Raw genomic sequence first — 14,705 nt, 5'->3', positions numbered from 1 at the left:
CTTTGAACTAAGAAGTGCACCTTAAAGAATAGGAGACGATAAGATGAAAAGAATGAGGACGTTGTTTATTCTGAGTCTACTGTCGCTATTCTTAGGTGTAACGACAGTGACCGGTTATGCGGAAAGCAATACGGTCTCGGTAGAGGCCGGCATTCAGTTTGTGGAAGATCAGGGCAGTCATTCGGACTCTGATTCTACTAGTGAAGAGCCTTCCGATGAGACTGGCAGTAACACACCAAACGAGCAGGGAGCAGCTACAACTGAATCAGCTGAAAATACAGGAGCATTGCCTAAAACGGGTGAGCGTCGTTCGATTATTTTACTGGTAATAGGAATTTTACTGGTACAAACAACGATGGCATGTATTTTCATAAGGAAATATGGACGAGAGTAAACAAGAAATAAGGTCAATAATGAAATTTTAGTTTTATGTAGGCAAAAAGGTTAATTTTACTGAGAGTAAATTAGCCTTTTCTAATGACTGTTATTATTAACATGTAGCTTGTAATTAAATTATCAGATGCAGGAGTAGCCAAAGGGAAAAATATTGTTTTGTTCATAATTAGGAATTTGATAGCTCAAAATTAGTAATAATTAAAGCAATTTTATGATCTCTTTTTAATGAAATTATGGTTTAGAATTCCAAAAAGAAGGAATGATAAGATTATATATATAGGTATAGGTGATTCAATTGTTATTAAAAAAAGGAATGAAAATATCTACGACAGACGTTCATGGCATCTCTTGTGAAGGCCATGTTCTCTATTTTTTAGAAAACACGGTTATTATCGAAAATATTACAGAAAGATACGTTATATCAAATGGAACTCTGGTAGAACAAGGATATTCTTTTTCAGAAAATTTATTTATGACCTAAATAGATAGAAGAATAGAGACAACTAAATTTCATCTATTTGTTACGTACTCGTACTACAAACCTCATTTGTAAAATATAAAGGAAATTACGTTTACAATATTTCCACATATTTCTAACTGTCAAATCTTGAAGTGTTAAAAGAAAAGGTTATATGAATAGAAACTACTTCTATAAGTAGTAAACGATACACAAATAATTGATCAGTCCTTGAATTAATGTAAATTAGAAACCCTAATTTGATAACGATATTCTTTTAGGAAAGTGTTTCTATAGTTTAACTGAACGAATACAAAAAAGGCATGCAATTGCATACCTTTTCTGTATAAGTGTATTGGAAACATTGGTTGGAAGAGATAATCTATTTTAGTTATTACCTCTACTATATTAACAAATAATTAACCTAACAAAAGCTCAAAAAGTAAACAATATATTTCAATAAAATGACTAAATAGAAGAAGGTTAACGTGTGATAAATAATATATTAAGACATTTAAGGATATGTTTAACAAGAAAAAAAGTAAAGGAGTTATCATAGGATAATTAAAAGCGATGGGAAAATTATTCTAGGGTTAAATATGGTATTACGGTCTATACTTTGAAAGTTCTTACAAATGATCAGTATTCTAACAAAAAAATCGTAATACATATATTACAGAAGCAAGTAATTATAGTAATAAACATATTGACAACATATAGTGGATAAAGTCTCCTAAAATATAGAGGGTTGAAGGAGATTCCCTATAATAATTAAGGAAAGATAGCATATCAATTTTAGTGAAGTTGTGGGAGTAAATTCCAGTACTTATTGAACCATTTAAATCGCAAATAAGATTATAAGGCGTTGACACAAAATCTGAATCTTCTTCAACAATTAATATACAGTCCCTCACTATTTGAAAATTTGGGTAAATAACTGAACTATGATTTAAATCTTAAAGAAATATTTCAAGGAACCTTAAACAAGATGTCAATTGATGATTGCTAGAAAAAGAAATATGTTAATTATAAATAACATAGATCCTATTACGAAGAAATGCCCTAAAATCGAAAATTTCAAAAAATTCATATTTCTTACATTGTTAAAAATGTGATATTCTTAATTAATCAAAGGTTCTTCGGATTTATAATGGAGAAACCATCATTAGTATCCATCCGTTAAGTAGAAAACTTAATTATCATAGAGGCGCTTGCATTGAACTTTTTTAATCGAATGTATTCAAACATTTAGAAGAATAAAATTTGAATAATTAGATGATTAAAGTGTAGAAACTAATAGTGTCAGGCTGCCATTGATGAATACGTAACCTATAAATGTTAGAATTATACATATGAGAAAATTATTTCTTACGCATTTAGAATGAGTTATTCTTCGAGAATTATCATTAATTAAATCTTTATCAAAAATCCAAGAAGCTCGTGATTTCAGTCGTGCAAGGTTAAATAGATTTAACATATGAAGGATTTAATTAACGTAGAGTAGAAATGTTATTATTATGTATCAATTTGTGCCTAATGAATTGTTTAAAATGACAAAATAAAAGCAAAGGGGAATAAACATGAAGAAAATGATGATGATGCTTCTGTTTGGTTTACTGGCTACCATAGGCTTGCCAATGGTGGCAGAAGCGGATGAAATATTAGATGCTACAGAAGTAGCTATCTTTGGTGCACAGGCTATGGTTCCAAATAGTCCAGAGGATCAAACAGAAAAGCTGCAGGCGCTGTTGAGTAAGACAGCGAAGGAGGGACGTGCATTATTTTTACCACAAGGGAATTATAACATTACAAAAGATATCGCTATTTCTTCAAATTATCAATTAATTGGCGATTCAACAGGAGCCACTATATTACATAATATTACAGGATCACCTATTCAATTGACAGATACAACTTATGGGACGAAAACCAATGTTCGACTTCAAAATATTGCCTTTGATGGCATTAATGTGACTTTGAAGTTAACAAATCAATTAATACTAGAAAATAACATCTTTTACAATCCCTTAAAAGGCTTCGTTGTCAATTTAAATGCAGATGTTGGAGTTAAAATTTCAGGTAATGTCTTTATGCGGGATACTGCACATATGCAACCAGGAAGTGATTTTAATCGAGCAATTTACATTGGAGGCTATTCAACGCCAAGTCGTTTCCAATATATGTCAGAGATCGATATTGTAGATAATTTATTTGGCTTAAAAGTGAATGAACTGGATGCAATTAAAAGTACCAGCCGCTCAGCTTTAGCAGCCACTATTACACGACTACAAGCAGCAATTGAATCGGGCGCAATCACAATACCTAATGAACAAAACTATTTATCAACAGGAGTTAATTCTTTTAGTATGTTGAAAGATGTAACTGTCCAACATAACTTCTTCTATTCACCATACGACAATGAGAATTTGAATGGTTTGGTGGGAGACCATGCTATTTACTTCCGTGGTGCTCAAAATATTACGGTGGTGGGCAATCACTTGCGAGGGCTACAAAATGGTCCAGCTGGTGGATTCAAATTTAAATCAGGCCGTAATATTACTATTATGAACAATTATTTGAGAAATACAGGACTGATTATGTATGGAACACCAGAAATTGGTTTAGCAGAAACCCAAGCAGAGGGAGCCATTTCAGAACTGTCCAATTGGTTAGTTGCTAATAATATATTTGATTGGAAATATTGGGACAACCAGTATGCAATTGGTATGGAATATAATAAGCATACGGGCAATAACAATGTGTACAATGGTGTTTTTATAAATAATCAGTTTGTTAACTACCACAATATCCCACAAAATCGTCGACGTGAATTATTAATATCTAGTGGCGGTGGTTTCCGGCCAGAAACTAGTTTTGTTAAAGGTAATACTCGAGATGATGGACTCAAAAATGGTCAATTGTTAGTGGAAAATTGGACAGAGGCTGACTATGGTTTAATGCCATCAACGTGGGAATCGTTAATTTCACCAACTATCTATGATCAATATAAAAATACCGCTATTCCCATTAGAAATACCTTGGCAATTCCTATAGCTACAACGATTGTTAAAGGTCAACAAGTCAATCCTCTTCAATTAGTTGACAATATAAACGATGCGGATGAGGTAGTACCAACTGCAAAAATAGCTAATCCAGAAGTCTTAAATGAGATAGGGCAACAAAAAGTTATTGTTCAATTAACTTACGAAACAGGTTCACTTGTGACAGTAAATGTACCCGTAACAGTAGAGTCCCCAGTAAAAATTGATTTCCCCTAGCTACAATAATAATAAATGGGACAGAAAGAAGAAAAAAACTCCTTTCTGTCCCATTTGTTATGACCTTAAGGATCCATTGGGGGTTGCAAAATGAATGAACCATAAAACCACCTGCTATACAGGTAGGGTAATACTGGAAGGATATATAATGCTAAGTCAGGTTCATCTGTTATTGAGTATTTCATCAAAAATGAGTGGATCTAGTTTATGGGTTATCCGAAAGGAAAAGCTACATTTATGATTTTTTAGTAAAAATTCAAAATATATGTTTGGAAATTCAAACTTTAGGGTAGAAGGATGTTATTTGAGTATACTAGGATTGAATGAATCGACCATGAGAAATTGCATTCAAGAAGCAAAGTGCTGTATTATCAATTGTCCGTTTACTTACATAAGATCATTGGGGATATTTTTAAAAGAGAATAATAGAGATTAAATGAAAAAAAAGCAGTTATTTGTTAAAATCATTGATGTTATTAATAATAAGTATTTTTTGAAAGGGGAAATATAAAAGGTTTTGAAAATAAATAAAAAAATAGTATTACTTGTTCTACTGCTAGTTATTGCTAGTCTTTATTCTTTTATCTTTTTTAGTAATGCACAAAAGATCTCAACCACAGGAGATATCGCTTTTCACTTTTCTAGAATAAAAGGCTTGTCCTCAGTATTTTCTGGTCCAATAAATTTTACCACATTTAATAGTTATGGCGGAGGGGTCAATTTTTTTTACCCGTATCTAACACTCTTTCCAGCCGTAATTTTTTACTGGATAACAAATAATTTGATTCTAAGTTACATTTTATACGTTTGGGTATTGAATATTTGTACAATTCTAGTGACCTATCAATATGGCCAAAGGTTCTTTAAGCGAATAGATGCAGCTTTCTTATTTAGCTTTTTGTATAGCTTTTATGGATATCGTTTAATTGATATATATCAGCGTTCTGCAATTTCAGAATCAATTGCGTTGACGATTATACCAGTTGTCTTGTATTACACGTATAATCTTCTTTATGAAAAAAAGAACTGTGTGATTCCTTTAGCTATCAGTATGAGTTTGCTCATCTATACCCATGTTCTCTCCACTTTTATGAGTGTGATTGTTATTGGCTTCTTATTTATCGGCTCTCTTTTCTCTAAGCGAAAAGAGAAAAAAGAAATGTCGGGTCTGATATTAAATATGATAAAAGCTGTTGGTTGTACCATTCTTTTAACGGCTTACGTTTGGTATCCGATGTTACAACAAGTCCTACATCAAAAAATTAATCGTCCCTTTCGCACAAACCTTCAAGAAAGGGCATTAAATATTTCTGATAGTTTAATCGGTGCAGTAAATAATGATTTAGTTACATTTACAATGGGAACAATTGGTGTGGTTTCATTGATTCTTCCACTTTTCTTTTTAAAAAAATTTGCCAATAAAGAAAAGATTATTTATTTTTGTGCAGTGACCACTTGGTTCTTATCAACAAATCTTTTTCCATGGGAATTTTTACAAAAAACACCTATTCAAATCATTCAATTTCCTTGGAGAATCTTGGGTTTTCAAGTGCTTTTTGGTTCATTGATCTTAACTATAGTGTTTTTAAAGTGGAAAACAAGCAACAAAAAAAGTATGTGGAGCCTTATAGGAATAGTCCTTCTTATTTTTACAGTGACTGTAGCAACAGAAGCAAATTATTCGCAAAAAATTCAGTCGTATAAAGGTCGATTAATTATGACCAAAAAAGATGTTACACGTTATACAACCTCGAGAACTGGAGGCCTTTATGACTATGCACCATTAGATGCATTGAAATATAAAGATCATTTAAAGAAACATGAAGTAAAAATCGATGATCGATGGGAGAATGCATCTCATAAAGCATATAATTCTAAAATAATCTATACAGTAGAAGATGCGAATGAGCAAAATATCACGTTACCTGTATTCAATTACTGGGGAACAGTTGTGAAAGTAAATGGGAAAAAGAGCACTATAGAAAATGACAATGGTTTAGTGTCTATTAAAGGTAAGGGAAAACGAACTATAGTCGAGGTTTCATCTACCTATCCAACTACGATGATTCTATCTTTATTGATTAGTTCAATAACTTTTATATTCTTATTTACACGTTACTTAATAAGATCACACGGTTCAATAGAAATAGATTAGAGAGATATTATAAATATGTTGATTCTATTTTTATAACAAGGAAGAAAATGCAGTAGCAATATATATAAGAAGACATCGAGAGTCACTGTTGATTTATTCCGAAAAGTGAAAAGAACGAACTAAAAATTCAATTAAGAAAAAAACATAGTAATAATTATACCGACCCCCAAAAGTTAGACTAAAAATGTAGTGCACCCATAAAACTAACTTTTGGGGGTCGGTACAAATCAAGGGTTCTTTTTTGTTTCCAAAACGAGTATCTCTCCAAATATTATGAAAAGAAATCTGTACATTCATTTTTTTTCTTCAGTTTGGCATTTTTTTGAACTATTCAAAATAGCGGAGATAGGTAAAATAGAAAATAAGTGTGTCTAATGTTCTTGAGAATCATAAGGATGAATAGATGCTATTTCTTTACTTTATAATAATCGTTCCCTAAACTAAAAATAAAGGGAAAAGGAGGAAAATATATGCGGGTTGTGAACAAAGCGGTAGATGTATTAGTGCCGCCGTTACTTGGTTTTTTTGTGGTATTTGTAGGGTTACTTGCTTCTAGCGGGTTTGAATCTGTTTTTTATGAAGAATGGTTTCCTCATCTCCAAGGAAATAAACTTGTCAGTCTAATCATTGATGTCTGTATTTTTGCATTGATCAGTTTTCTTTTTGTCTTACTTGCGAAATGGATTTATAAAGATACAAGGATTTTAGGTTTTTCGCTAAAAGGATTTTTCAAAAAATTCTTTACTGGGTACTTGATTGGGGCTGTGTTAGTCGCTTTGATGACTGCAGGTTATGTTTTGTTTGACGGGGCAGATTTTTCTTTGATAGTGGCACGAACTTCATGGTCACAAGTATTGACCGCTGCTGTCTTCTACTTAGCACAAGGGACCCAAGAAGAAGTGGTCTCTAGAGGGTTCGTATTAGGAGGAGTCGCCAAGCGAACCTCGCTTTTTTGGGGTATTCTCATCAGTAGCCTGTTTTTCATGCTGATGCATTTGAGCAACGCTGGGGGTTTTACGATCAATTTATTGGATTATTTTCTTACAGGGCTTGCTTTTGCTTTAATGAGAGTCGCTTTTTCAAACACATGGACTGCTGCGGCTGCTCATGGGGCGTATAATTTTTTTATGGCCGATGTTTTTGGACTGGCAGCTTCTGTACCGGAAAGCGAAGGAATCGTGTTCCAAACAATCTATCATAGCTCCATCGATTATATGAGTATGACGGTTTCCCTGATTGCAGTGGTTATCCTCTTTGTTTGGTTATGGCCAAGGAGAAAGCAGTTCGGCGAGCCGTTGCAGGTGGAAAAATGACAGTGAGATGCGTAGTGAGCTGCTTAATAAATGATAAGCGGAGTAAGCAGATGAGCAGAAAACCAAGAGAGAAATATTCCTGGTTTTTGGTCAGTTAGCGGACTTCGTTTTTTGGACTGTTATTTTCTAAATACATATTAAAATAGATTTTGTTGTCTCACAATAGGTTAGGAAATAAAAAGAAAAAAAGTGAATAAAAAGATGATTGCTTTATAAATAGTCTTTTTATGCAGTAATCATGTTTTCTGCTATTCTAAAAGTGGTAGTCAGAGGGCAGAAGAAAAATCGTTAAATCACTTCGAGGGAGGAAATGAGATGGAAACATTTTTAACGAAAACTTCTCAGAAAAAGATCACCATGCTTCACTTTCTACTTGAACGGGATCAATGGTGTTCCATTGAAGAACTCCAAAATGAATTAGGTGTGTCGGCAAAATCCGTCTTGAATTATTTATCGGAGATGGAGGAACTGTTTCAACAGTATCATGGAAAAATCGTGCTGAAAAACGAAGGTAACAAACGCTTTTTTTTGGAAAAACATGAGAATTTCCCTATCTACACCATTTATCTCCATTTTTATCGAAGCTCATATAATTATCAGTTGATTGATTATATGTATAAGAATCCCGAAAAAAATTTAGAAGCTTATGCAAAAGAACAGTTTACCAGCGTATCCACCGTATTTCGTTATGCAAAATTGTTAGTAAAATACTTTGCCCGCTACCAAATGCTTTTTCATCCTTATCAACTAACCATCGAAGCAGAGGAAAGCAGTATTCGAAGTTTTTATTATTATTTTTACTGGAATTCCGCGCGTAGTGGTGATTGGCCTTTTCAAACAAGTCAGAGGGAAATCGCAGATTATTTAAACTGCTTTGAAGCCATCTATGAAGTCAGATTGGACCCTTTACAAAAGAGAAGCTTTTCTTACTGGTTAGTGATCACGATCGAAAGAAGTCGTTTTTTCAAAGTAACTATCAATGAGGACCAAAAAAGCGTCATCAGAGAGGATCCTTATTTTTCTTTCATAAATCAGTGGCTAAAGGCAAGCAGTCTTGATTTTGACATAAGTGAATCTTATTTTCTTTACCAGGTTATCTATTCTTTTGGGATCATTGATGGAAACCAGAAGTACGAGAATAGTCATGGAGACGTTCATAGAAGAAGAAACAGTACGATGTTTCGCGCATTGATGAATCTGAAAATAACAGTTGAGGAGGAATTTGGCTATCTGCTGGATACCGAGGATCCGGAACTTGTTTTTAATTTTATCGCTTTTCATGAACGAAGTGCGCTTTTTTTCGGAAATACTGATCTATTCTTCAACCGTTCTTATGTAAAAGAAATGAGAGAAGAAACGCCTCAAGTATATCAAAGAATCGAACAGTTCAAAAAAAGACTAATAAGTACGGCAGATAAACAGGTCTCTATATTATTGAAAAATTGGGAACAGTTATTTTTGGATTATTATTATATTCTTGATTATTATGATCTGTTGCTGAATGCCCAAAAACCGGTGAAAATACTTATTCAAGACGATTTGCACCATACCCATCGTCTGTGGCTGATGAATAAGATCCATGCATATTTTGGCAAATCATATTTATTAGCATTTTATGATTATCAAACAAAAATCGAAGAAGTTGATCTAGTCATCTCCAATTATTACTTAGATACGAAGGACAAACCGCTGCTTCTAATGAAGAACATCCCAACGGAGCGAAACTGGCGGCAGCTAGAAGCGCTTCTTTACCGAATAACAACTGAAAGGGTATGATTGCCTTCTAGCTATCAGTACCATTCCTTCGAAAAATGGGAGGGTGCGACAAGAGTTTTGTCGCATCCTCTTTTTACATTTTGACGTCTTTATTATTAATTTTTTTCTACGATAAGGAATTTTTTTACACTAGAAAAAGGGGGACACGCGTGTAAAAATTAGCGTTGGTTGATTTATACCAATTATTATTTAGGAGGGATTTTAAAATGAAAAAGCAAGTAGTTGCAACAGCCACGCTAAGTTTGCTGGCGCTAAGCGTATCAGGAACAAGTGTGTTTGCAGAAGATTCGGGAAATCAGAATGGTACAGCGAATACAAATAAGACAAATACAACAACAGATATCATATTGAAGCCTGGCTCTGGAGGAGACGTTGAACCAATCGTGCCGGACGACACACATGATGATAACTCAGGTACTGGGGATGTCGGTTCTTTATCTATCCCGTACGCTTCTAATATCACATTCGGACAGCAAGAAATCAAACAAGGTGATGCTGATTACTTCGCGCTTAACAAAAAACCACATGTGCAAGTCAACGATACACGAGGCGGGGCAAAAGGCTGGTCGTTAAGTGTCTCTATCTCTCCATTTATCGGTACTGAAAATAAACATGAATTGAAAGGTGCCCAATTATCACTCACTAATGGAAAAGTCACTACAAAAAACAATCAGTCCGAAGCACCGACTTTAGCTGAGGGAACAGATGGTACTTATACATTAAACAAGGATCCGCAAATGATCATGCTGGCAAAAGAAGGGCAAGGAGCAGGAGCCTTTGCCGCTGTTTTTGAAGGTACAGACGGGAACAATGAACAGGTGAAGCTTCACGTACCACGAGCAGGAGTAGAAGCGCAAAGCTATACCGCAGAGCTGACTTGGATGTTGTCTGATGCACCTGCATGAATTAGCAAGGAGATGGGGATACTGCTTTCCTGTCTTTTTTAGCAGCTTGCTTCTGTTAGTATTATTCAGTTCTCCTGCTCGAGCAGAAGCAGAACAAAACAAAGTTTCCTTTGATGCAGAAGCAATATTACCTGACAATCAGGTTTCAGATGCGAGTTACTATGACTTGAACGTACAGCCGGGTGCAAAGCAAGAGCTGGCGATCCAGCTAAGAAATACAAGTGAGAAACAAATTGAAGTCAAAGTGGAAGCAAACAACGCAGTCACCAATCAAAATGGTGTATTGGATTATTCCAAACACGGTGAAAAGCTATTAGGAAGTCCGTCTTTTGAAGAGATAGTCTCTCAACCGCAAACAGTTATGTTGGCGCCGAGCGAAGAGAAGCAAGTCATCTTTCAACTAACTATTCCGGAGAAAGGATTCGATGGTACGGTATTAGGCGGATTTTATTGCTATGAAAATGAGAAAGGACAAAATAAAAAAACGTCAGGATTCGCTTTGACGAATAAATTTGCGTATACAATCGGGGCCAAGCTGACCTGTAATGATAAGAAAATTGAGCCCTCATTCTCTTTGACAAACGTCCAGCCTGGACTGGCAAATGGCTATTTGACTGTATTTGCTACTTTAGAAAATCCACAGCCGATACTCATGAGCCAACTGAAGATGGAAGCTGAAGTGACAAAAAAAAGACAGTCGGAAAGCTTGCACAAAGTATCAAAAACGATAACTATTGCTCCTAGAAGCAAATTCAAGTTACCAATCAATTGGGAAGATGAACCGTTGAAAAAGGGAACGTATGAATTGACGATCCAGCTGACAGATACTTCAGGAAAAGAATGGCAACTCAAGAAGGAATTCAAAATTGCAGGAAATGATGAAAAATTAAATAAAGAAGCAGTAAAAGTGAAGAAAGAAACGAAGACATCCAACACATTGATGTATCTATTGATCGGTTTGTTTTTACTCATTATTTTAGGATTGATCTGGTATATTTCACGTCTGAGGAAAGAAAGAAATTGAGAATGGAGGCGGTCAAATGAATCGAGTAGCTGCATGGATCGGACTGCTTTTCTTTGCGTGCTCATTCCCAATCCATGCTTTGGCAGAGGAACAAACAACTAGCGAAGTAGGGATTACTTTCTATCCAGCAAACAAACCTGTCCTTGTTCCGATGAATAAAGTGGAAATAGCAGAAGACCAACCGTTTAAAGAATCCTCTACTGAGACAGAGGAACAAGCTTTGCCAAAAACGGCAGAAACACATCAGCAATTTATGTTCTCAGGAATCTGTGTCGTAGTGATAGTTGGCGTTTTTTATTCCGCTAGAAATGTTCGTTCACGAAGGAGGGATGAATATGGGTAAGTTCAGTCAAGTCCTTCTTTTGGCCTTCGTATGGTTGGGGATTTCTTGTTTGACGCCTGTAAAAGCAGATGCAGCGCTTCGACCACTCACAGATCTAGGATATTTCCGATGGACGAACCAAACGTCGACGCCGGCTGAAAATACGTTTCTCATGCGATATGGTGAACAGACAACTGTCGAACCGATCGAAGGGAATGTGAAATCAGATATCATCACGGTCGACAGACAAACTAGTGTCAGTAGTGCATTGATCAAAAAAGTAGGGTTCTATAAGGGGAAGGAAGTAAATCTGAAAGTAACACTCAAAAGAAATAAGAGCAACTTAGATGGAGGTTCAATATACTTTACCAAAGATTATTTTCTAAGTATTGAGATCTCAGGTGAAATGGTCGTGACATATGATTTTTTGGATAGTCAAGGAAAGCCGATGACGGTCGAAACAGCTTTTAATTATTATGGAATGAACCACAACAAATACATTGGATTTCAAAAACCTAGTACAGTAATCAAATATCTGTATGCAAACAATCCTACCAATATCCTTTATGATATCTGGGATGGTGGAGGAGATGATTATTGGGGGTACTATAAAAATGTGACAGTGGGCATTCCGTGGTATGATCCAAGACAGAATTTTGAAATAGCAACAAATCCGATCTCGAAAATCATGTTTATGGTCCACAATAATGACAGTACGCCTTCTTCTATCGATTATCGGACTGAGTTTTTAGCTAAACCGGAATTTCCGCCAGCCTATGCGGAAGATTCGACTTTCGAAACAGCGGATCAAGGTGTCTACGTAAAAGCATATCAAACGATTCCCGATGTAAGCCAATGGAAAAAAGCTACGGCGGTACAGGTTTCTTTTCATCTAGCACAAATTGAGCAAACTAGACAATACATGCCTGAAAAGATAAAAGTAACGAATTTCAATGGAGATGATCTGACTGATCTTTTCACTAGCGAGAGTAGAGAGGAGAACCTTGTAATCTCTGCTAAAGATCCATCTGATGGGCGTTTGTACGATACAGTATTACAGTATCATGTCTATTTGAAATGGATAGGGGACCAGCATCCAGTCGATGAAGCACAGATTTCTGCAGGACAGCTGACTTTACCGTTTCGTGTACAAACGATGTTGGATGGACGATCCATTGATGAAACAAGTGGACAAACTTTAGTGAATTATATGGGGAAAGCAAAAGTAATATTTGAAGATGAAGAAAAAAATTCATTACTAAGTCCAGTAGAAAAGAATGGGGTCTTGACTACTGCCTTTGATTTTACCGAGGAGTATCCAGACATCCCTGGCTATATTCCGCTGAAAAATGAAAAAAATGCAGATCAAGGACAGTTTCTTCCGAAAGAGCAGACGATCATGCATCGGTATCGGCGCATTCTTCCTTTGACTTTTGTGCTGAAAAACAAGGAAAATCCCTGGATCATCTCACGTTTTTCAAAGAAAGCAAAACTAGATTTTTCATTTTCTCATGAGGAGCGAGAGCCAGTCCATTTGTTTGCAAAATGTCATGGTCAGGAACAAGAAATCAAAAGTTATGATAACGAAGAGACACAGGCAGAAGGTCATCTGGATTTCCGTGTACCAGATGAATGGATCGGACACGAAGTTTCTTTTTATCTGAAAAGTGATCTGGGGCGTCAGTCGCAAGAAGAAAAAAGACGTATCCTTATTGACCACAGCCCTAAACTGCTGCTGCCGGAACGATTGAACTTCGGGGTGCAAGAAATTCCTGCCAATGAAAAAGAAATCGAGGCAACCAATCAAAAAGAAATACAGATCGAAGCAATAGATCAGTCCGCCCCAAGCAAATGGACAATAAAAGTAAGAGAAGAAAAACCACTGACAAATACTAGGAACTTCCAATTAAGTCCGCTGGAATTTGTTATCCAAGGAAAGACTACTATATTGACTGATGCTGACCAGTCGATTTGGGAAGGATCGGGAAATGCACAGCTAGATTCTCCCGATAAAATCCAGTTGAAACTCCATCCTTCAGATGAATCTGGCTCTTATGAGGGAACCTTAGTCTGGACTCTGGAAGATGCGCCTGTGTAAGTAATTCTTGTGTAATTATCTAGAATAAAAAAGCAGTAGCCGCGTAGCGATGCTGGAAAAGTCGAGCAGCTCACTTTTAGAAACCAGCTATGCGACTACGTTTTTTTATGCTTCGTATGCATCCGAAAAACAACTTCTCACAACTTATCCAAGAAAAAACTAATTCTTATCCGGAAAAAAAGCAAAGACATAAAAAAACAGTGGAACTAAGACTGTAACGATGATTTTGCCCAGCTGATAAGCAGGAACGATGATCTCAGCAGAAGTTCGCTCTCCCGCCATCAAATAATAAAACCCGCCAATCGTAAGTAAAATAGCGACAACTAAAGACCAGCGGCGTTGAACCAACTTCTTTTTCATGATGGATTTCTCCTTTCAAGTTTGCTTTCAGTTCTAGTTTATGCGAATGAAAATAGAAAAAAAGAAGTATTGCTTTTCTTTTTTCTTTCTTTTTTTACATTCAGCAAATATCCGAGAGAATCGCACTGGAACATGAACAGCCGCCATCCTTTTATTTTATATCTGTTAAAACCTAGCTTTCATGACTTCTTTTTTTGGAGTATACTTATCTCGGCTAATGAATAACAGAAATGGGTGGAATGATGAATATCAAGCAAGTAAGTGAAGAAAAAGGGATTTCAGCAGATACTTTGCGCTATTACGAACGGATCGGGCTGATCCCTCCAGTTCATCGGACGAAAGGCGGTATCCGTGACTACACAGAAGAAGATCTGAAACGCGTCGATTTTACGATCTGTATGCGAAATGCAGGGTTATCCATTGAATCGCTGATCGAATACAACCGCTTGTTCAGTGAAGGAGACAAGACGATAGGAGCGCGCCGGAATCTGCTGGTCGGTGAAAAGGAGATCTTGACAGAAAAAATCAAAGAGATGCAAGAATGTCTGGATCGTCTACAGAAAAAAATCACGAATTATGATCAGATCCTAGCAGAGGGGAAAACGTTTCTTTGAACCATAA

Annotated in this window: 10 protein-coding genes and 1 pseudogene; 10 read left to right on the top strand and 1 reads right to left on the bottom strand. The window is 35.9% G+C overall.

Annotation, left to right across the window (positions count from 1 at the left end):
• The first annotated feature begins 43 nt into the window (after positions 1-43).
• The 9 genes and pseudogenes from G7Y42_RS06870 to G7Y42_RS06830 all read left to right on the top strand — a co-directional run bounded on the left by G7Y42_RS06870 (position 44) and on the right by G7Y42_RS06830 (position 13,724).
• Positions 44-394 carry an LPXTG cell wall anchor domain-containing protein gene (locus tag G7Y42_RS06870; protein WP_165004509.1) on the top strand — a complete coding sequence of 117 codons (351 nt, stop codon included), beginning with the start codon at positions 44-46 and terminating at the stop codon, positions 392-394.
• 2,039 nt (positions 395-2,433) lie between these two features.
• Positions 2,434-4,122: pseudogene (locus G7Y42_RS06865) on the top strand (glycosyl hydrolase family 28-related protein); the annotation flags it as partial.
• 526 nt (positions 4,123-4,648) lie between these two features.
• Positions 4,649-6,286: a YfhO family protein gene (locus tag G7Y42_RS06860; RefSeq protein WP_165004511.1), complete on the top strand. Its 1,638-nt coding sequence runs from the start codon at positions 4,649-4,651 to the stop codon at positions 6,284-6,286.
• Positions 6,287-6,756: 470 nt separating this feature from the next.
• Positions 6,757-7,599, top strand: a complete 843-nt coding sequence (locus G7Y42_RS06855) for a CPBP family intramembrane glutamic endopeptidase (RefSeq protein WP_165004514.1) — start codon at positions 6,757-6,759, stop codon at positions 7,597-7,599.
• 315 nt (positions 7,600-7,914) lie between these two features.
• Positions 7,915-9,375 (top strand): helix-turn-helix domain-containing protein, encoded by a 1,461-nt coding sequence (locus tag G7Y42_RS06850; RefSeq protein WP_165004516.1) that lies wholly within the window; start codon positions 7,915-7,917, stop codon positions 9,373-9,375.
• A gap of 206 nt (positions 9,376-9,581) precedes the next feature.
• Positions 9,582-10,280, top strand: coding sequence for a WxL domain-containing protein (locus G7Y42_RS06845; protein ID WP_165004518.1), 699 nt, complete (start codon positions 9,582-9,584; stop codon positions 10,278-10,280).
• A complete protein-coding gene (locus G7Y42_RS06840; RefSeq protein ID WP_165004520.1) occupies positions 10,267-11,304 on the top strand; it encodes a DUF916 and DUF3324 domain-containing protein in 1,038 nt (345 codons plus the stop codon). The genes G7Y42_RS06845 and G7Y42_RS06840 overlap by 14 nt, the downstream gene beginning before the upstream one ends.
• 16 nt (positions 11,305-11,320) lie before the next feature.
• Positions 11,321-11,647 (top strand): hypothetical protein, encoded by a 327-nt coding sequence (locus tag G7Y42_RS06835; protein WP_165004522.1) that lies wholly within the window; start codon positions 11,321-11,323, stop codon positions 11,645-11,647.
• Positions 11,640-13,724, top strand: a complete 2,085-nt coding sequence (locus G7Y42_RS06830; protein ID WP_165004524.1) for a hypothetical protein — start codon at positions 11,640-11,642, stop codon at positions 13,722-13,724. Before G7Y42_RS06835 ends, G7Y42_RS06830 begins: the two co-directional genes overlap by 8 nt.
• Before the next feature lie 159 nt (positions 13,725-13,883).
• Here the strand turns inward: G7Y42_RS06830 and G7Y42_RS06825 are convergent, their stop codons facing one another.
• On the bottom strand, positions 13,884-14,084 hold the full coding sequence (locus G7Y42_RS06825; protein ID WP_165004526.1) for a hypothetical protein: 201 nt from the start codon (positions 14,082-14,084) through the stop codon (positions 13,884-13,886).
• A 242-nt stretch (positions 14,085-14,326) separates the two neighbouring features.
• Between G7Y42_RS06825 and G7Y42_RS06820 the strand changes: the two genes are divergently transcribed.
• A complete protein-coding gene (locus G7Y42_RS06820; protein ID WP_165004528.1) occupies positions 14,327-14,698 on the top strand; it encodes a MerR family transcriptional regulator in 372 nt (123 codons plus the stop codon).
• The last annotated feature ends 7 nt before the right edge of the window (positions 14,699-14,705 follow it).

It is taken from the genome of Enterococcus sp. ZJ1622, assembly GCF_011038845.1.
Taxonomy (GTDB): domain Bacteria; phylum Bacillota; class Bacilli; order Lactobacillales; family Enterococcaceae; genus Enterococcus_B.
The sequence above is the reverse complement of the archived record's forward strand: the minus strand, read 5'-3'. Positions and strand labels throughout refer to the sequence as shown.